Annotated in this window: 13 protein-coding genes; 8 read left to right on the top strand and 5 right to left on the bottom strand. The window is 70.6% G+C overall.

All coding sequences use genetic code 11. The features are described 5' to 3' along the window. Nucleotides 1-67 precede the first annotated feature (67 nt). Entirely contained in the window at nucleotides 68-3,907 is a 3,840-nt protein-coding gene (locus EDF33_RS12415) for an AAA family ATPase (protein WP_132100197.1), read from the top strand. Nucleotides 3,908-4,118: 211 nt separating this feature from the next. Here EDF33_RS12415 and EDF33_RS12420 read toward each other — a convergent pair whose 3' ends face one another. Next, complete coding sequence (locus EDF33_RS12420) at nucleotides 4,119-5,147, bottom strand: TerC family protein (RefSeq protein ID WP_111086101.1); 1,029 nt, start codon at nucleotides 5,145-5,147, stop codon at nucleotides 4,119-4,121. Between the two features lie 217 nt (nucleotides 5,148-5,364). Between EDF33_RS12420 and ftsY the strand changes: the two genes are divergently transcribed. Both ftsY and EDF33_RS20200 read left to right on the top strand, forming a co-directional pair. Beyond that, nucleotides 5,365-6,234 carry a signal recognition particle-docking protein FtsY gene (gene ftsY / locus EDF33_RS12425; RefSeq protein ID WP_111086057.1) on the top strand — a complete coding sequence of 290 codons (870 nt, stop codon included), beginning with the start codon at nucleotides 5,365-5,367 and terminating at the stop codon, nucleotides 6,232-6,234. A 60-nt stretch (nucleotides 6,235-6,294) separates the two neighbouring features. Further along, nucleotides 6,295-6,453 carry a DUF4175 domain-containing protein gene (locus EDF33_RS20200; RefSeq protein ID WP_139199230.1) on the top strand — a complete coding sequence of 53 codons (159 nt, stop codon included), beginning with the start codon at nucleotides 6,295-6,297 and terminating at the stop codon, nucleotides 6,451-6,453. 162 nt (nucleotides 6,454-6,615) lie between these two features. On the opposite strand, the gene lipA is transcribed toward EDF33_RS20200, so the two are convergent. Together lipA and lipB are read right to left on the bottom strand one after the other, a co-directional pair. Beyond that, the gene (gene lipA / locus EDF33_RS12430) at nucleotides 6,616-7,599 is read right to left on the bottom strand and encodes a lipoyl synthase (protein WP_132100198.1); all 984 of its coding nucleotides are present in this window, start codon (nucleotides 7,597-7,599) and stop codon (nucleotides 6,616-6,618) included. After that, nucleotides 7,596-8,387 carry a lipoyl(octanoyl) transferase LipB gene (gene lipB / locus EDF33_RS12435; protein ID WP_132100199.1) on the bottom strand — a complete coding sequence of 264 codons (792 nt, stop codon included), beginning with the start codon at nucleotides 8,385-8,387 and terminating at the stop codon, nucleotides 7,596-7,598. The genes lipA and lipB overlap by 4 nt, the downstream gene beginning before the upstream one ends. A gap of 87 nt (nucleotides 8,388-8,474) precedes the next feature. Between lipB and EDF33_RS12440 the strand changes: the two genes are divergently transcribed. Next, the gene (locus EDF33_RS12440; protein WP_132100200.1) at nucleotides 8,475-9,185 is read left to right on the top strand and encodes a hypothetical protein; all 711 of its coding nucleotides are present in this window, start codon (nucleotides 8,475-8,477) and stop codon (nucleotides 9,183-9,185) included. 54 nt (nucleotides 9,186-9,239) lie between these two features. On the opposite strand, the gene EDF33_RS12445 is transcribed toward EDF33_RS12440, so the two are convergent. Beyond that, complete coding sequence (locus tag EDF33_RS12445; RefSeq protein WP_131919887.1) at nucleotides 9,240-10,034, bottom strand: nucleotidyltransferase domain-containing protein; 795 nt, start codon at nucleotides 10,032-10,034, stop codon at nucleotides 9,240-9,242. Between the two features lie 70 nt (nucleotides 10,035-10,104). Here EDF33_RS12445 and ffh point away from each other — a divergent pair, with 70 nt between their 5' ends. Continuing rightward, nucleotides 10,105-11,655 carry a signal recognition particle protein gene (gene ffh / locus EDF33_RS12450; RefSeq protein ID WP_132100201.1) on the top strand — a complete coding sequence of 517 codons (1,551 nt, stop codon included), beginning with the start codon at nucleotides 10,105-10,107 and terminating at the stop codon, nucleotides 11,653-11,655. Between the two features lie 326 nt (nucleotides 11,656-11,981). Here the strand turns inward: ffh and EDF33_RS12455 are convergent, their stop codons facing one another. Beyond that, on the bottom strand, nucleotides 11,982-13,121 hold the full coding sequence (locus EDF33_RS12455) for a glutamate--cysteine ligase (RefSeq protein WP_207906689.1): 1,140 nt from the start codon (nucleotides 13,119-13,121) through the stop codon (nucleotides 11,982-11,984). 119 nt (nucleotides 13,122-13,240) lie between these two features. On the opposite strand from EDF33_RS12455, the gene aroA reads away from it, so the two are divergent. The 3 genes from aroA to EDF33_RS12470 all read left to right on the top strand — a co-directional run bounded on the left by aroA (nucleotide 13,241) and on the right by EDF33_RS12470 (nucleotide 18,691). Next, nucleotides 13,241-16,531: a 3-phosphoshikimate 1-carboxyvinyltransferase gene (gene aroA, locus EDF33_RS12460; RefSeq protein ID WP_132100203.1), complete on the top strand. Its 3,291-nt coding sequence runs from the start codon at nucleotides 13,241-13,243 to the stop codon at nucleotides 16,529-16,531. Then, entirely contained in the window at nucleotides 16,528-17,697 is a 1,170-nt protein-coding gene (locus EDF33_RS12465) for an acyl-CoA dehydrogenase family protein (RefSeq protein ID WP_132100204.1), read from the top strand. Before aroA ends, EDF33_RS12465 begins: the two co-directional genes overlap by 4 nt. 148 nt (nucleotides 17,698-17,845) lie before the next feature. Beyond that, nucleotides 17,846-18,691 (top strand): SDR family oxidoreductase, encoded by an 846-nt coding sequence (locus tag EDF33_RS12470; protein WP_131879825.1) that lies wholly within the window; start codon nucleotides 17,846-17,848, stop codon nucleotides 18,689-18,691. The last annotated feature ends 3 nt before the right edge of the window (nucleotides 18,692-18,694 follow it).

An 18,694-nucleotide genomic window follows, 5' to 3' on the forward strand; every position in this document is an offset into this window, starting at 1 on the left:
CTGACGCCCAGCAGCACAGCCCAGCAGCGGCCCCGCCGCAGCACGCGTGAGCACACCCGGAGACCGCATGTACTTGAAGAGCCTGACCATCAAGGGGTTCAAGTCCTTCGCGCAGCCGACGACGTTCGCGTTCGAGCCGGGCGTCACGTGCATCGTCGGCCCGAACGGCTCGGGCAAGTCCAACGTCGTCGACGCCCTGGCCTGGGTGATGGGGGAGCAGGGGGCGAAGACCCTGCGCGGCGGCAAGATGGAGGACGTCATCTTCGCGGGCACCTCGACCCGCGGGCCGCTCGGCCGTGCCCAGGTGCTGCTGACGATCGACAACACCGACGGGCTGCTGCCGATCGACTACTCCGAGGTGACGATCGCGCGCACGCTGTTCCGCAACGGCGGCAGCGAGTACGCCATCAACGGCGAGAACTGTCGGCTGCTCGACGTGCAGGAGCTCCTGAGCGACACCGGCCTCGGGCGCGAGATGCACGTCATCGTCGGGCAGGGGCAGCTCGACAAGGTCCTGCACGCCACCCCGGAGGACCGCCGCGGCTTCATCGAGGAAGCCGCCGGCATCCTGAAGCACCGTCGCCGCAAGGAGAAGACCCTCCGGAAGCTCGACGCGATGCAGACGAACCTGACCCGCCTGTCCGACCTCGCGGGCGAGATCCGACGCCAGCTGAAGCCGCTCGGCCGCCAGGCCGAGGTCGCCCGCAAGGCCCAGTCCGTCGCCGCCGTCGCGCGGGACGCCAAGGCCCGCATCCTCGCCGACGACGTCGTCCGGCTGCGCCGCGAACTGCACGACCACCAAGAGGTCGAGGCAGGCCGCAAGTCCGAGCGAATCGTCCTGACCGAGCGACTCGACCAGACCCGGGTCCGCCAGCAGCACGTCGAGCAGAGCATGGTCGGCGACGACGTCGATCGCGCCCGGACCGTGGTGCACCGCCTGGAGAGCGTGCAGGAGCGCCTGCGCGGGCTGTCCAGCCTGGCGAACCAGCGGCTGATGTTCCTGGCGCAGCAGGCCGACGCCCCGCAGCAGGGCCCCTCGATCACCCCGGAGCGGGTGGCCGGTGTCCGTGCCGAGGCCGATCGGCTCGCCGCCCGCGCCGACGAGATGCAGGGCGGCTCCGCCGAGACCGCCCGTGCGGTGCAGGCCGCCCGTGACGCCCTCGACGCCCTCGACGAACGCATCGCCGCGCAGGCCGCCCGCGTCTCGCAGCACGACCTCGAGGCGCAGCGGCTGGCGAACGCCGTCGACGTGGCCCGGTCGAAGCGCGGGTCCACGGTGGCGGACCGTGAACGCCGCGGGCGGGCCCTCGCCGAGGCGGGCGAACGCGCCGAGCGTGCGACCGCGGCCCTCGCCGAGCTCGGTGCCGACCCGTCCGAGGGCGTCGACGACGAGGCCCTCGCCGCCACGCTCCAGGCGGCTCGTGCGCAGCTGGAGACCGCCCAGGCCACCCGCGACGAGCAGCGCGACCGGCTGCACGCCCTCGAGCGCGAGCGGGACGCCCTCGACGCGCGGGTCGCGGCGCTCGGCATGTCGATCGACGTCCGCGACGGTTCGCAGGCGCTCATCGACGCCGGACGTGCGGGCATCGTCGGCCGCCTGGCCGACGCGCTCACGGTGACGCCCGGGTTCGAGGGCGCCGTCGCCGTCGCGCTCGACGGGCTCGCGGATGCCGTCCTCGCTGATGACCGCGCGGTCGCGCTCGACGCCGTCGACCACGCCCGCTCCGCGGACATCGGTCGCATCGACGTCGTCGTCGCGGACGCCGAGGTCGCCCCCACGGACCTGCCGGACACGCTGCCGGCCGGCGTCCGCCGTGCCCTCGATCTCGTGCAGGGCCCGCCGGCGATCGCCGCGATCCTGCGGAACACCCTGATCGCAGAGACTGCCGACGACCAAGGCGCGAACGCGGACACGCTCGACCTGGAGGCCGTGCTCGCCGCCGCCCCGCACGCGACGGTCGTCACCCGGTCCGGTGACCTCGTGCGCGCCGTCCGCGTCACCGGCGGCGGGGAACGCGTGACCTCGCGGATCGAGCTCGTCGCGGAGCGCGACGACGCCGTGACGCGACGCGACGCCATCAGTGCGGACGCCGAGGACGCAGCCACGGGCCTCCAGGCAGCACGCACCGCCGTCGAGGACGCACGCCGCCGTGCGGACGAGGCCGACGCGGCATCCCGCGCGCACGCGAAGGCGACGGCCGAGTACGACCGGGCCAGCGCCTCGACGCGGGCGAAGGCCGAGAACGCGGCGGCCGAGGTGGAGCGCCTGCGTGCCGCCCTCGCCGAGACCGACGGCGCCGTCGAGGTCGTCGACGCCGCCCTGGCAGAGGCCGAGACGGCACACCGCGCGTTCACCGAGCAGGAGCGACCCGTCGTCGACGCCTCCGAGCGTCCGGGCCTGCAGGACGCACTCGAGGCCGCACGCGCCGCCGAGGTCGAGCAGCGCATCCAGGTGCAGACCGTGCGCGAGCGCGTCCGCGCCGAACGGCACCGCGCCGACCAGCTCGAACGCCAGCTCGAGGCCGAGCGCGCGGCGGCGGAGGAAGCAGCGCGTCGTGCGGTGATCCGCCGCGGGCAGATCGAGACCGCCGAAGCCGTCCTCGCCGACCTGCCGGGCGTGCTGGGCGCCGTCGACCGGTCGCTGGCCGAGGCACGCGTGCAGCTCGCGACCGAGGAGTCCGAACGGTCGAAGCGCAACACCGAACTGCAGGCGATCCGGAACGAGGAGCGCGAGCTCCGCGACCGGCTGCAGACCATCACCGACGGCGTCCACTCGCTCGAGATGGAGATCTACGAGAAGAAGCTGCACGTGTCGGGCGTGCTCGACCGGGCGCTGAGCGACCTCGGGCTGACCGAGGCCGTGCTCGTCACCGAGTACGGGCCGACCGTGCCGGTGCCGGTCGACGTGCTGGTGGACCCGCGGGTGCTGGCTCGGAAGCACCGCGACGCCGAGCGCGCCGCGGCTGCCGCGGCGGGCCTCGACGAGCCGGCGGATGCTGGCACGGTGCCGGTCGACAGCGACACGGTGCCGGTCGACGGCGACACGGCGCCGGTCGGCGATGCCGACACCGACATCGCCCCCGACGACGGCACGGCGGATCTCGACACCAGCCCCGGCGACGACACGGTGGCGCTCGTGGACGCCGAATCGACCCTGCCCGGCGGCCCCGCCCTGCCCGAGTTCGACGTCACCGACGAGGTCGACCCCGACGACGTTGAGACCGTGCCGTACGTCCGCGCCGAGCAGGAACGCCGCCTGCAGGCCGCCGAACGCGACCTCGGCCGGCTCGGCAAGGTGAACCCGCTCGCGCTCGAGGAGTTCCAGGCGCTCGAGCAGCGGCACGCGTTCCTCGCCGAGCAGCTCGAGGACCTGCAGAAGACCCGCACCGACCTGATGACGATCATCGACGAGCTCGACACGAAGATGCAGACGATCTTCGAGTCCGCGTTCAACGACACGAAGGACGCCTTCGACGTCATCTTCCCGATCCTGTTCCCGGGCGGCTCCGGCTCGATCAACCTCACCGACCCCACCGACCTGCTCGGCACCGGGATCGACGTGCAGGTGAAGCCCGCCGGCAAGAAGATCGATCGCCTGACGCTGCTGTCCGGTGGCGAGCGGTCCCTGGCCGCAGTGGCGCTGCTCGTCGCGATCTTCACCGCCAGGCCGTCGCCGTTCTACATCATGGACGAGGTCGAGGCCGCCCTCGACGACGCCAACCTCGGTCGCCTGCTGACGGTGTTCGAGCGGCTCCGCGAGTCCTCGCAGCTCATCGTCATCACGCACCAGAAGCGCACGATGGAGATCGCCGACGCCCTGTACGGGGTGTCGATGCGGCAGGACGGCGTGTCCGCCGTCGTCGGGCAGCGGGTGCAGAAGCGCGAGCCCGCCGACGCGGTCGCGTAGCCGGCCGGCTGGTCGCAGTCGCACGCCGCGAAAGCGACAGATCTCCGCCAACAGTTCGCGGCAATCTGTCGCTTTCGCGGAGAGGATCGTGGGCCCGCGACGAGAGCTGTCGCTTTCGCGGCTCTGGCCGCGACCACGGACAGACGGGAGGCACGGTGCCAGCTCGCACCGTGCCTCCCGTCCGTGTTGCCGCCCGTCCAGGGCGTGACGCTTACTCCGCGTCGGCCGCGACCGACTCCTTCGGCTCGCCCGTCGGGGTGAGCCCGCGCTCCTGGCGCTTCTTCGAGACGACCAGCGAGGCGGTCGTCGCGACCGCGATGGTCAGCAGGATGAAGCCCAGCGAGAACCAGATCGGGATCTCCGGCGCCCACTCGATGTGCTCGCCACCGTTGATGAACGGCAGCTCGTTGACGTGCATGGCGTGGAAGACGAGCTTCACACCGATGAAGCCGAGGATGACCGCGAGGCCCTGGCCGAGGTAGATCAGGCGCTCGAGCAGTCCGGCGATCAGGAAGTACAGCTGCCGCAGCCCGAGCAGCGAGAACGCGTTCGCGGTGAACACGATGAAGGCGTCCTGGGTGAGCCCGAAGATCGCGGGGATCGAGTCGAGCGCGAACAGCACGTCGGTCAGACCGATCGCGACCATGACGAGCAGCATCGGGGTGAACAGGCGCTTGCCGTCGACCTTGGTGGTCAGGCGGTCGCCGTCGTAGTGGTCCGACGTCGGGATGATGCGCTTCAGGATGCGGATCAGGCGGGAGTCGCCCTCGTCGCCGCCGTGGTCGTTGCCGCTGCGGGCCTGCGACCACGCGAGCCAGAACAGCAGCGCACCGAACAGGTAGAACACCCACGAGAAGTTCTCGATGATCGTGACGCCGAGGGCGATGAAGATGCCTCGGGCGACGAGCGCGATCGCGACGCCGACCAGCAGGACCTTCTGCTGGAACTCCTTCGGTACGGCGAAGCTCGTCATGATGATGAGGAAGACGAACAGGTTGTCGACCGACAACGCCTTCTCGGTGAGCCACCCGGCGAAGTACTCACCGCCGGCTTGTCCGCCGCCGAAGACCAGGATGCCGAAGCCGAACAGGATCGCGAGTCCGATGTAGAACACGGACCAGAACGCGGATTCGCGGATGTGTGGCACGTGCGGGGTGCGCACGTGCGAGTAGAAGTCGAACACCAGCAGGGCGAGGATGCCTGCGATGGTGAGGAGCCAGACGAAGAGTGGGACGTCCACGGTTTCCTTCAGGTAGGGCGCGCCGCTGATGTGCGGGTACGCCGAGGCCTGAAGGTCTCTTCCGCCGTGTCGCACCGGAACCGGTGCTGCACGACCGGCGCCCCGGGTCCGGATCGTTCCGGGCCGTACTGACGGGGTCACCGAGAGGGAATACTCCCCTTCGTGAGACCGAGCATACCGGGCACAGCGGACATGCGCCGCGCTCTAAGCTGGGAGCATGGCGAGTTCCTGGTCACTGTCCTCACGGCTGCGCGGCCTCTTCCAGCGCAAGACGATCGACGAGACCACGTGGGAGGACCTCGAGACCGCGCTGATCGGCGCCGACTTCGGTCCGGACATCTCCGAGGCGATCATCGAGGACCTGCACGCGCGCGTCGACCGTTACGGCACGACCGACCCGGCCGACCTGCAGCGCATGCTGCGCGAGGTGCTCGAGGAACGGCTGTCGAAGCTCGACACCACGCTCAAGCTCAGCGCGCGGCCCGCCGTCGTGCTCGTCGTCGGGGTGAACGGCGTCGGTAAGACCACGACGATCGGCAAGTTCGCGAAGTTCCTGAAGACCTACGACCGCACGGTCCTCGTCGGAGCGGCCGACACCTTCCGTGCTGCCGCGGTCGAGCAGGTCGCGACCTGGGCCGAGCGCGCCGGCGTCGACGTCGTCCGCCCCTCGCAGCCCGGGCAGGACCCGGCCTCGGTGGCGTACCAGACCGTCGAGAAGGCGATCCGCGACAACACCGAGATCGTCGTCATCGACACCGCCGGCCGCCTGCACACCAAGGCAGGCCTGATGGACGAGCTGACGAAGATCAAGCGCGTCGTCGAGAAGCAGACCGAGATCAGCGAGGTGCTCCTCGTCCTCGACGCGACCACCGGGCAGAACGGCCTGGCCCAGGCGCAGGCGTTCATCGAGGGCGCCGGGGTCACCGGTCTCGTCATCACCAAGCTCGACGGCTCCGCGAAGGCCGGGTTCGTGCTCAGCGTGCAGGAGAAGACGGGCATCCCGATCAAGCTGATCGGGCAGGGCGAGGGCATCAACGACCTGACCGGTTTCACCCCGCACGTGTTCGTGCAGAACCTCGTCGGCTGATTCCGGGTACTGTCTCCGCAGTACAGGGATCGTCCAGGTACACCGGAAGGAGCCCTTTCAATGCCAGCACTCCTGATCATCGCGATCATCGTCGGCCTCGTCCTGCTCTTCAGCGGCATCTTCGTCGGTGCGCTGAAGTTCCTGCTGTGGGTCGGGATCGTCCTCATCATCCTGGCCGTCATCGGCTGGCTCCTCAGGAGCATCCGCGGTCGCGCATAGCGCTCGCGTCGCCCTGAACGGGCGGATGGACGAACGGGAGGCACGGTGCCAGCTGGCACCGTGCCTCCCGTCTGTCCGTGGTCGCGACCAGTGCCGCCAAAGCGACAGACTGCCGCGAACTGTCGGCGGAGATCTGTCGCTTTCGCGGACCGGTGGACGGCTTCAGACCGCCTGGCGACCCGGCGCCGCGTCGAGCAGGTGCGACAGGTGCTCGGGAACCGAGCCGCCGCGCGCGACCGTGGCGCGCGCCCACAGGCGTCCGGCGCGGTACGACGACCGGACGAGCGGGCCGGCGAGGACCCCGGCGAAGCCCATCTCCTCGGCGACCTCACGCAGCGCGACGAACTCCTCCGGCTTGACCCAGCGCGCCACCGGCAGGTGCCGCGGCGACGGGCGGAGGTACTGCGTCAACGTGATGATGTCCGTGCCGGCGTCGAACAGGCGCCGCAGGGCGTCCTCGATCTCGATGCGCTCCTCGCCCATGCCGAGGATCAGGTTCGACTTCGTGACGAGCCCGGCGTCGCGGCCCTGCGTGATGACGTCGAGGGAGCGCTCGAACGTGAACGCCGGTCGGATCCGCTTGAAGATCCGCGGCACGGTCTCGACGTTGTGGGCGAAGACCTCGGGGCGGGCGTCGAACACCTGGCCGAGCTGGTCCGGGCGGCCGTTGAAGTCCGGCACCAGGATCTCGACGCCGGTGCCGGGGGAGTGCTCGTGGATCTGGCGGATGGTCTCGGCGTAGAGCCAGGAGCCGCCGTCGGGCAGGTCGTCGCGGGCGACGCCGGTCACGGTGGCGTACTTGAGTCCCATGGACACGACCGAGTCGGCGACCCGGCGGGGTTCGTCGCGGTCGAGCGGCTCGGGCTTGCCGGTGTCGATCTGGCAGAAGTCGCACCGACGGGTGCACTGCGAGCCGCCGATCAGGAACGTGGCCTCGCGGTCCTCCCAGCACTCGAAGATGTTCGGGCAGCCGGCCTCCTGGCAGACGGTGTGCAGCTGCTTGTCCTTGACCAGGGCGGACAGCTCGCGGAACTCCGGGCCCTGGGTGGCACGGGTCTTGATCCACCCGGGCTTCGTCTCGATCGGGGTCTCGGCGTTGCGGGCCTCGACGCGGAGCATCCGGCGGCCTTCGGGGGCGAGGGTCATACGAGGGTCTCCTGTCGTGCGGGCGCGGTGCTGGGGGACGTGGTGTCGGCGGTCGTGATGGGGGCCGTCGTGGTGCTCTGGGCGGCGCTGCCGATCCGCTGGCCGGTCCGCATGCCGTGCTCGGCGGCGCGGATGCGGTCGACCACGACGTCGGCGAGGTCGACGACCGTGACGGGGCGCCCGGCGGCGGCGCTCAGCGTCGTCACGCCGGCGTCGGCGATGCCGCACGGCACGATCGCGGCGTAGGCGTCGAGTGCGTTGTCGCAGTTGATCGCGATGCCGTGGGTCGTCACGCCCTCGGCGACGTGCAGGCCGATGGCGCCGACCTTGGCGGGCGGCGTGCCGGTCGTCGGCGCGGACCCGGGCGTCGGTACGGCCGTGGTCGTCGGCGCCGACCCGGACGTCCACGCGCCGCTCCGGCCGTCGATGCGCCGCGCTTCCACCCCGACGGTCGCCGCCGCGTCGATGATGACCTGCTCGAGGTCACGCACCCACGCCACGACGTCGAACGGAACGGCCAGTCGGACGATCGGGTAGGCCACGAGCTGCCCGGGGCCGTGCCAGGTGATGCGTCCGCCGCGGTCGACCTCGACCACCGGCGCGCCGTTCGTCGGCAGGTCGGACGGCTCGGTGCGGCGGCCAGCGGTGTACACGGACGGGTGCTCGCACAGCACGAGCGCCCCGGGGGAGCGGCCGGCGACGACGTCGGCGTGGAGGTCCCGCTGCAGCGCGAGTCCCTCGGCGTAGTCGAGCAGCCCGGCAGGCCGCACGATCTCGAGTTCCGGCATGCGAGCGAGCCTACGACGGTTTCTGGACGGAGTACAACAACTGACCGGCTTGACCTCAACCATTGTTGAGGGCTTCGGATGGCGGACATGGACATCCGCCAGGCACAGCTCGCCACCCGCTCGCTCGACGACACCGCCCGGTTCTGGGAACGGCTCGGGTGCCCGGTCGACCGCGCCGACGGAGTGGTCGAGGTCGTGGTGGGGTCGACGCGGCTCCTGTTCCAGGAGCTGCCGGGGATGACCGGTGCGCTGCACCTCGCGATCACGATCCCGGCGGGCACGTTCGACGTGGCTGCCGCGTGGATCGCCGAGATCGCGACGGTGCTGGTCGACGCCGACGGCCGTGACGAGTTCGAGGGCCCGCCGAACTGGAACTCGCGATCGGTGTACTTCGAGGGTCCGGACCAGCAGCTGCTCGAGCTGATCGAGCGGCGGGACCTCGCCGCGCCCACACCCGCGTCCGGGCCCGCGTCCGCCACACCCGCGTCCGGGCCCGCGTCCGCCGCACCCGCGTCCGCGTCCGCCGTCCCGCTCCTGTCGGTCAGCGAGGTCGGCATCGCCGTGCCCGACGTCCTCGGCGCCGTCGAGACACTGCGCCGCGCCGGACTCGAGCCCTACGCCAACCCAGCAGGCGAGGGCTTCGCCGCGGTCGGCGACGTCGACGGCCTCGTCATCCTGGTGTCGCCGGAGCGGCGCTGGTTCCCGACCGCTGACCGCCTGCCGTCGACCGCGCCGGTGGTCCTCGACGTCGGGCTGGACACCCCGGTCGAGCTCACCGAGGGGGTCGTGCTCCGCTGAGCCGTTCTGCGCCGCACCGCGCCAACCGCCCCGCTCCGCGCCGTCCGGTCGTGGTCAGCGCAGGCGGTCGAGTTCGCCGAGGAAGTACGCATCCGCTCGGGCGTGCGCCTCGACCGAGGTGTTCTCGGGCGGCAGGTCGTCGAACGGCCGCGCCAGGTCGAGTTCCGCGTCGACGAAGCGGACGAGGACCTCGGGCGGGGTACCGGTGCCGAGCTCGCGCGTGCGTGCCTTCACCGCGATGAGTTCCGTCGTCGCCTCCGTCACCGCACGCTCGACCGTCGACTCGGCGAGCAGCGTCGGCAGGTCCATCGGCGGCATGGCGCTCTCCGGGTGGTCCCGCAGCCACCGGAGCGAGGCCGCGGTCCGGAGCACGTAGAAGAACCGCTTCAGTGTGATCTCGCGCTCGTACTGCCGCGCGGCGACGTGCAGGTAGTGCCGGCCGATGCGCCCCCGGTCGGCCACGCTCGCGACGAACGCCAGGAGCCGGTCGCGGAAGGCCTCGTCACCCGCGTACACGATCGGTGACCGAAGCCACTCGCCGACCGTCGCGTTCCCGTTCACGGCGAGGCGGACCGTCTTCGCGAGGTCCCACCCGTTGACGTCGAACACCTTGTCCAGCGGCGTCTCGATGACGTCGCGGCTGGGCCAGAGCGACAAGTAGTCGTCGCGCCGTCGCACGTACAGGAACCGGCAGTCGTAGTCGCTGTCGGGCGACGGGAAGCCCCAGGCGCGACTGCCGCTCTCGATCGCCCACGGGATCGTCACACCGAGGTCGGACTGCAGACGCGCGAGCCGCCCGTCGATCTCGGCGACCACCGCTGGGTCGAGGTCCTCGGGAACGGCGCGCATGCCTCGACGATACCGAGCGTCGGACACCGGATCAGGGAACCTGCTCGTGAACCAGTAGAATCGACGGATCATGGCGCAATTCGGTTCACTCTCCGATCGGCTGACCGAGACCTTCCGCAATCTGCGGAGCAAGGGTCGGCTGACTCCGTCCGACGTCGACGGCACCGTCCGCGAGATCCGGCGGGCGCTCCTCGACGCCGACGTCGCGCTCGAGGTCGTCAAGGCGTTCACCGCAGCAGTGCGCGAGCGCGCCCTCTCCGACGAGGTCAACCGCGCGCTGAACCCGGCGCAGCAGGTCGTCCAGATCGTCAACGAGGAACTCGTCGGCATCCTGGGCGGGCAGCAGCGTCGCCTCGAGTTCGCGAAGAAGCCGCCGACGGTCATCATGCTCGCGGGTCTGCAGGGTGCCGGCAAGACCACCCTCGCCGGCAAGCTCGGCAAGTGGCTCAAGAAGGGGGGCCACACCCCGATGCTCGTCGCGGCGGACCTCCAGCGTCCGAACGCCGTGCAGCAGCTGCAGGTCGTCGGCGAGCAGGCCGGCGTGCACGTCTTCGCTCCGGAGCCCGGCAACGGCGTCGGTGACCCGGTCAAGGTCGCCAAGAACGCCATCAAGGCCGCGGTCGACCAGCAGTACGACACCGTCATCGTGGACACCGCCGGTCGCCTCGGTGTGGACGCCGAGCTGATGAAGCAGGCCGCGAACATCCGCAAGGCCGTCGACCCCGACGAGGTCCTGTTCGTCATCGACGCGATGATCGGTCAGGACGCCGTCGTCACCGCCCGTGCCTTCCAAGAGGGCGTCGACTTCACCGGAGTCGTGCTGTCGAAGCTCGACGGCGACGCCCGCGGTGGTGCGGCCCTGTCGGTCGCCAGCGTCACCGGTCGCCCGATCATGTTCGCCTCCACGGGTGAGGGCCTCGACGACTTCGAGCCGTTCCACCCGGACCGCATGGCGAGCCGCATCCTCGACCTCGGCGACATCATGTCGCTCATCGAGCAGGCCCAGTCGGCCTTCGACGAGGACGAAGCCCGCGCGGTCGCCGAGAAGATCGCGTCCGACTCGTTCACGCTGAACGACTTCCTGCAGCAGATGCAGCAGCTCCGCAAGGCCGGCTCGATCAAGGGCATGCTCGGCATGCTCCCGGGCGCCAAGGGCATGCGCGAGGCACTCGACAACTTCGACGAACGCGAGATCGTGCGCACCGAGGCGATCATCCAGTCGATGACGCCGAAGGAGCGCGAACTCCCGAAGCTCCTCAACGGCTCGCGCCGACTCCGCATCGCCAAGGGTGCCGGCTCCACGGTCACCGAGGTCAACGCCCTCGTGAACCGGTTCGAGCAGGCCGCGAAGATGATGAAGACCGTCGCCCGAGGTGGCGTGCCGCAGATGCCGGGAATGGGTCCGATCCCGGGCATGCACGGCGGCAAGAAGCAGCAGGGCGGCAAGAAGAAGTCGAAGGTCGGCAACCCGGCCAAGCGTGCGGCGATCACCGCCGGGACGGCTGCCGCTCCGCAGCAGGCGCCGAAGGGCTCCGGCCTCGGCCTCGGCGGTGCCGCCAAGGGCGGCAAGGCGCCGACCGAGGAAGAGCTCGCGAGCCTGCAGAAGTTCCTGGGTCGCTAGTCGCGACCCCCTGACGGACGGGAGGCCCGGTGCCAGCTGGCACCGGGCCTCCCGTCCGTCTGCGCGCACGTCGCGACGTTCCTTCCCAGAACGGGCGCGATGGAAAGCCGAATCGGGCGTACCTGGTCGAAAGAAGCGACCAGGTATGCCCGGATCGACCAGGTGTGCCCGGAGCGACCAGGTCGGTGGGCGCGGACGGGACGCGTGGGGCGGTGTCGCGACGTTCCTTCCCAGAACGGGCGCGATGGAAAGCGGAATCGGGCGTAACTGGTCGAAGAAGCGACCTGGTGCGCCCGGATCGACCAGCTACGCGGAACGGCCCGGGGTCACAGCGACTCGCGGAACTCCGTGACCAGGTGGCGGACGACCTCGCGCAGGTCACCGCCGTGCTCCTGCGCGACCCGGAGCTGCCGCTGGTACGAGGCCCCGTTCGCGATCATCGTGTTGAGGTGGTGCAGCTCCTGCTGGCAGCCGAGCCGCTCGGCCACCGGGTGGAGCCGCTGCACCAGGTCGTGCACCTCGTCGGTCACGAGCCGCTCGTCGCCGGCGGCGTTCGTGATGATCTCGGCCTCCATGCCGTAGCGGGCGGCGCGCCACTTGTTCTCGCGGATGAACCACGGCTGCATCGTCGGCAGGGTCTCGCCGGCGTCGAGCCGGTCGGACATCGCGGTGACCAGGCACTGCACCAGGGCGGTGACGGCGCCGACCTCGTGCAGGGTCGAGATGCCGTCGGACACGCGGTTCTCGAGCGTGCCCCACTTCGGCGACGGGCGGATGTCCCAGCGCAGGTCCTTCACGCTGTCGATGACGCCCGTGTGCGTGAGGTCGCTCACCACCTCTTCGAAGTTCGCCCAGGCGCCGAGCGCCGGCGGCAGGCCACCGGTCGGCAGCTGCTGGAACATGAGGGCCCGGTTCGAGGCGTACCCGGTGTCGATGCCGGCCCAGAACGGGCTCGATGCGGTGAAGGCCTGCAGGTGGGGGACGTACGCGAGCATCGCGCCGAGGATCGGCAGGGCCTTGTCGCGGTCGTCGATGCCGACGTGCACGTGGACGCCCCAGATGAGCATCTGCCGACCCCACCAGCGCGTCCGGTCGATCAGGGTCGTGTAGTGCTCGCTGTCCGGGGTGATCTCCTGCTGGTCCCAGACGGCGAACGGATGCGTGCCGGAACACATGACCTGGGCATCGAGCGGCTCGGCGGCGTCGATGACCTCGCCGATGATGCCGGACAGCTCGCTCGTGGCGTCGCGGACCCGTGAGTGCACGCTGGAGACGACCTCGACGGTGTTGGTCAGGAGTTCCTCGGTCACCCGCTCGCGATCGCCGAGTCGTTCGTGCACGGCCGCGATGACGGCAGGGGCACGGGGCGCGAGGTCGCCGGTCGACAGATCGACCAGCGGGAGCTCCCACTCGACGCCGATGGTCGACGGAGGGGACTCGGTGAAGCGGATGTCCATGCTGTACATCCTGCCCGGAAGGTTGTCGGACACGCACAACGACGGCGGCTTCTGGTCGTGCGGATCCGATTCACAGTAGTTCCACACCGGGCGTACCGTTGATATGTACAGAGCAGGAAGAGGTACGCATGCAGTTGGTCGTGCGCGGCACGTCCGCACCCCTCGTCGGGGAACTCGACGTCCCCGTCTCGAAGTACCACGCGCACCGCGCGCTGGTGCTCGCGTCGCTGGCGAAGGGGACGAGCATCGTCTCCGGCATCAGCGCCACCCGCCAGGTCGAGTGGACCGTCGGCACGCTCCGTGCCCTCGGCGTCGACGTGAGGCGTCGCGGGGACGAGTACCACGTCACCGGGCTCGGCGGCCGGTACGAGGCCACCGACGTCGTCGACCACGGGTCCCGTGGCGCCGACGGCATCCTGAACATGGGGTCCTCCGGCACCACGCTCTACTTCATGACGGGTCTGGCGTCGCTCGCCGACAAGCCGATGACGCTCGTGGGCATGAAGTACTTCCAGCGCCGGCCCATCAAGGCACTGCTGACCTCGCTGACCCAGATGGGCATCGAGCTCGAGGCGACGAACGACTGCCCGCCCGTGACCGTCCAGCCGAGGCGCCCCCGCGGCGGCGACGTCACGATCGCCGGGACCCTGTCGCAGTGGGTCTCCGGCCTGCTCCTCGTGGCGCCGTTCGCCGAGCAGGAGACCCGGATCCACATCACCGGCGACCGGCTCAACGAGCAGCCCTACGTCGAACTGACCGTCCGGATGATGCGAGAGTTCGGCCTGACGGTCGAGGTCTCCGACGACTGGCTCGAGTACCGGATCCCGGCGAACCAGCAGGCCACCCCGCACGACTACGTCATCCCGCCGGACATCGGCTCCGCCGCGTTCGGCATCGCCGCGGCCGGCATCCGCGAGTCGAACCTGCTCCTGCGCGGCATGACGGCCTTCACCACCGCTGAAACCGACCACCCGGAGAGCGAGTTCCTCGACCTCGCGACGGCGATGGGCGTCCCGATGCGGATCGACGAGGAGACCGGGTTCGTGCGCATCGAGCACGACGGTTCCCCGCTGCGACCGCTCGACATCGATTGCCAACCGATCCCCGACCTGCTGCCGGTCCTGTCGACCATGGCCACCTTCGCCGAGGGAACCACCCGGCTCTGGAACGTCGCCCACATCCGGTTGAAGGAGTCCGACCGCGTCGCGGCGATGCTGCAGCTCAACCGCATGGGTGGTCGGGCCGAGCAGGGTGCCGACGAACTCCGCGTCACCGGTGTCGGGGCCGAGGGACTCCACGGCGCGCAGATGTCGTCGTTCAACGACCACCGGGTCCTGATGTCACTCGCCGTCGCCGCCTCGAAGGCGCGCGGCACCTCGGGGCTGACCTACCCGCGGGCTTACCGGATCTCGTACCCGACGTTCCTCGAGGCGATGAACTCCGTCGGCCTCGACATGGAGGTCGGCGACGCCCTCGCCGCGCAGATCGCCCGCGACGACCGGGCCGACGCGGCCGAGGCCGCCGCGATCGCCGACGCGCGCACCGACCTCGGCGAGCGCACCGATGGCGAGCGCACCGATGGCGAGCGGGCCGACGGTGAGCGGGCCGACGGCGATCGCGCCGATGGCGAGCGCACCGTCGGTGAGCGCGCCGACGGCGAACAGCGCCCGGTCACGCCCACGACCCCGGAGCCGCTCGCGCTCGCCGGTGTCGACGCGGACCCCCTCGTGCTGAGCGAGAAGGTCCGCACGCTCGCGACGACCGATCCCGACGGCCTCGCGGTCATCGAGGTCGGCGGCGCAGCACCCGTGAACACTACGTGGCGGGAACTTCAGGACGAGGCCGACAAGGTCTCCGCGCTCCTGCTCGAGCTCGGGGTCCGCACGGGCGAGTCGGTCGCCATGCAGCTTCCGAACTGGCGCGAGTTCGTCTCCATCACCCTCGGCGCGATCCAGATCGGGGCGGTCGCGACGCCGATCATGCCGGTGTTCGGTCCGCGAGAGACGACGATGACGCTCGCCCGGTCCCGCGCCCGTGTGGTGTTCCTGCCGAACGTCTTCCGCAAGCGCCGGCCCGCGCTCGAGCTCCTCGACGTGATCGACGAGGCGAAGGCGCAGCAGCGCCGGCTGTCGGTCGAGCACGTGATCGTGCTCCGGTCCGAGGCGCGCGGCCAGGTCGACGCCCCGACGAACCAGCCGCCGCTGCCGGCCGACGCCCTGGACCGGGTGGCCACGAGCGACTGGCACTGGCGCTACTTCGACAACGCCCTCGACGCCGTGCACGTGGACGTCGACGAGATCACCTCGCGCGCGCCGGGCCCCGACGACGTCTGCCAGCTACTGTTCACGAGCGGCACGACGGGGGAGCCGAAGGGCGTGCAGCACCCGCACCGCACCCTCGGTCTGGCCACGGCCATGCACGTCGCGCAGTCGGGCTTGACGAGCGCGGACCGGATCTACATCCCGTCGCCGCTCGCGCACCAGACCGGGTTCCTGTACGGCATGCTGCTGGCGTTCCGGCTCGGTGCGCCGCAGGTCATCCAGCCGGTGTGGGACGGCACCGTCGCGCTCGAGCAGGCGTTCGGCGTCGCGAAGGCGACGTTCGTGCAGTGTGCGACCCCGTTCCTGACCGACCTCGTCGACCTGGTCGAAGCCGGTGCCGCCCAGCCCGAGTCGCTGCGGATCTTCGTGCCGACCGGTGCCGCCGTGCCGCGGGCCCTCGCCCAGCGGGCCGCGACGGTGCTCGGCACGGCCATCCTCGGCGCGTTCGGTACGAGCGAGACCTGCCTCGGCGCCCTGTCCAGCCCGATCGACGACCCGGCGGCAGCGTACGGGCACGACGGTCGTGCGCTGCCGGGCATCCGGATCCGGATCGTCGACGACGAGGGCCACGAGCTCCCCGCCGACACCGAGGGCAACTTCGAGCTGCACTCGCCGACGATGTTCGACGGGTACCTCGACCGCCAGGACCTGACCGACGACGTCTTCACCGAGGACGGCTGGTACAAGACCGGCGACCTGGCGAAGGTCGACGCGAACGGCTTCCTGTCGATCACCGGCCGGATCAAGGACGTCATCAACCGCGGTGGCGAGAAGATCCCGGTCGTCGAGATCGAGAACCTGCTCTACCAGCACCCCCTGGTCACCGACGTGGCGATCGTCGCGATGCCGGACCCCCGACTCGGTGAGCGTGCGTGCGCGTTCGTCGTGCCGGCTGCCGGTGCCGAGCGGCTCGACTTCGCGGCGATGCAGCAGGCGCTCGACAAGGCGGGCGTGAGCAAGTACTACTGGCCAGAGCGGCTCGAGTCCATCGACGAACTGCCGCGCAACGCCGTCGGCAAGGTCCAGAAGAACGTCCTGCGTGAGCAGGCAGCCGCGCTCGTCGCCGCGAGCACCACGAAGGAGAACGAGACACGATGACGCTGGTCATGGAAACCGCCACCGAATCCGCCTTCCAGCAGCTCAAGGCCGAGGTCACCGAGTGGGTCCGCGGCCGCGGTGAGGAGTGGGCGGACGAGATCGAGCGCACCGGCCGGGTCGCCCCGGAGCTGTTCCAGGAGCTCAAGGACAACGGGTGGCTCAGCCTCGCCGCCCCGACCGAGCTCGGCGGACGGGCCATCCCGTTCTCGCGCTACCTCGAGATCATGGAGATCGTCTCGCGTTCGCACGCGTCGATCCGGATGCTCGTGCACGTCATCAACGGCACCTGGCGCGCGATGGCCCCCTACGCGACGCCGGAGCAGATCGAGCAGGTCGTGAAGCCGAGCGTCGCGGGCGACAAGCTCGTCGCGTTCACCCTGACCGAGGCCACGGCCGGCACCGGCGCGGACATCCGCACCACCGTCCGCCGCGAGGGCGACACCTACGTCATGAACGGTGAGAAGCACCTCATCACGTTCGGCGTGCAGGCCGACTACTGGCTCATCGCCGCCCGCCTCGAGGGCACCAGCGGCCAGGACGGCACGGTCGCGTTCCTCATGCCGAACAGTGGGCTGCCGGGTGCCGAGGTGATCGACGACTCCGACACCATGGGCATCCGCGGTACCGACCACGCCATCCTGCGCTTCACCGACGTGCCCGTGCCGGCCAGTGCGCTGCTCGGTGCCGAGGGCCAGGGGCTCGAGGTCGCGCTCGGCGGCTTCCTGCTGCCGAGTCGCGTGTCCGTCGCGATGAGCGCCGTCGGCCTCGCCGAGCGTGCGAACGAGCTCGCCGTCGAGTACGCGAAGAAGCGGGAGACGTTCGGCAAGCAGCTGTCCAGCCGCCAGGCGATCCAGTTCTACCTGGCCGAGAACTACGCCGACATCGCCGCCGCCCGCGCCCTGGTGCTCGAGGCCGCCCGCGCCTACGAGGAGGACCGCCCCGACGCGGGCACGTTGTCCAGCGCCTCGAAGATGGTCGCGGTCGACATGCTCGCCCGCGTCACCGACAAGGCCCTGCAGGTGCACGGCGGCCAGGGCTACTGGAAGCGCAACGCGATCGAGCGCGTCTACCGCGACGCGCGCGCGCAGCGCTTCGAAGAGGGCACCAACGAGATCCAGAAGCTGGTCGTCGGCCGCGCCGTCGTCACCGGCAAGGCCGGGTTCTAGACAGCAACCACCCACCGGACGGGAGGCCCGTGGCGGGCCCGCCACGCGCCTCTCCCCATCGACACGGCCCGGACGCCGCTGGCGCGTCGCCCGGGAACCGGCGATGTGGGCCCAGTCCGTCCCCCACCCACGCACGCAAAGGACCGCAGTGACCGACAACACCAACGCACCCATCGCACTGATCACGGGCGCTTCGCGCGGCATCGGCCGCCTGCTCGCGCAGAAGCTCGGCCAGCGCGGCGTGACCGTCGTGGTCACGTACAAGGGCAACGCCGACCTGGCCGAGGAATCCCTGGCCGACGTCAAGGCCGCCGGCGGCGACGGGATCACCGCGCAGGTCGACATCGAGCAGCCGGAGTCGATCGACGCCCTGTTCGACCTGGTGCGGGACACCTACGGTCGCCTCGACCACTTCGTCGCGAACGCCGCCGCCAGCGCGTTCAAGCCGGTCAAGGAACTGAAGCTGCACCACCTGGACCGCAGCTACGCCACCAACGCCCGCTCGTTCGTGCTCGGGGCGCAGCGTGCCGCCGAGCTGATGGACCGCGGTGGGCGCATCGTCGTCGTGACCTCGTACGGATCGCTCCGCGCGTTCCCGACCTACGCCGCGCTCGGCGCGGCGAAGGCCATGAGCGAGTCGTACATGAAGTACATGGCGGTCGAGTTCGGTCCGCGCCAGATCACGGTGAACGCGGTCAACGGTGGCCTGATCGACACCGACTCGCTCGAGTACTTCTACACGAAGGTCCCCGGCCAGGCGCCGATCGACTCGGTGTTCGAGAAGCTCCCGCTGCAGCGCCCCGGCACCGCCGACGACATGGCCGACGCGGTGGACTTCCTGCTGTCCGACAAGGCCGGCTACATCACCGGCCAGGTGCTGTCGGTCGACGGCGGCCTGACCGTGATCGCACCGCCGTTCTGGGCGGACACGACGTCGCCGCTGCGCGACGCGGTGCTCCCTGCTGACGACGCGGCTGTCGACGCGGCAGAGTAGGGG

The organism is Curtobacterium sp. PhB146, from assembly GCF_004342995.1.
GTDB lineage: Bacteria > Actinomycetota > Actinomycetes > Actinomycetales > Microbacteriaceae > Curtobacterium.

Coding starts and splice junctions, on each gene's coding strand:
- EDF33_RS12415 (WP_132100197.1), top strand. CDS start 68: ATGTACTTGAAGAGCCTGACCATCAAGGGGTTCAAGTCCTTCGCGCAG.
- ftsY (WP_111086057.1), top strand. CDS start 5,365: ATGGCGAGTTCCTGGTCACTGTCCTCACGGCTGCGCGGCCTCTTCCAG.
- EDF33_RS20200 (WP_139199230.1), top strand. CDS start 6,295: ATGCCAGCACTCCTGATCATCGCGATCATCGTCGGCCTCGTCCTGCTC.
- lipA (WP_132100198.1), bottom strand. CDS start 7,599: ATGACCCTCGCCCCCGAAGGCCGCCGGATGCTCCGCGTCGAGGCCCGC.
- lipB (WP_132100199.1), bottom strand. CDS start 8,387: ATGCCGGAACTCGAGATCGTGCGGCCTGCCGGGCTGCTCGACTACGCC.
- EDF33_RS12440 (WP_132100200.1), top strand. CDS start 8,475: ATGGACATCCGCCAGGCACAGCTCGCCACCCGCTCGCTCGACGACACC.
- EDF33_RS12445 (WP_131919887.1), bottom strand. CDS start 10,034: ATGCGCGCCGTTCCCGAGGACCTCGACCCAGCGGTGGTCGCCGAGATC.
- ffh (WP_132100201.1), top strand. CDS start 10,105: ATGGCGCAATTCGGTTCACTCTCCGATCGGCTGACCGAGACCTTCCGC.
- EDF33_RS12455 (WP_207906689.1), bottom strand. CDS start 13,121: ATGTACAGCATGGACATCCGCTTCACCGAGTCCCCTCCGTCGACCATC.
- aroA (WP_132100203.1), top strand. CDS start 13,241: ATGCAGTTGGTCGTGCGCGGCACGTCCGCACCCCTCGTCGGGGAACTC.
- EDF33_RS12465 (WP_132100204.1), top strand. CDS start 16,528: ATGACGCTGGTCATGGAAACCGCCACCGAATCCGCCTTCCAGCAGCTC.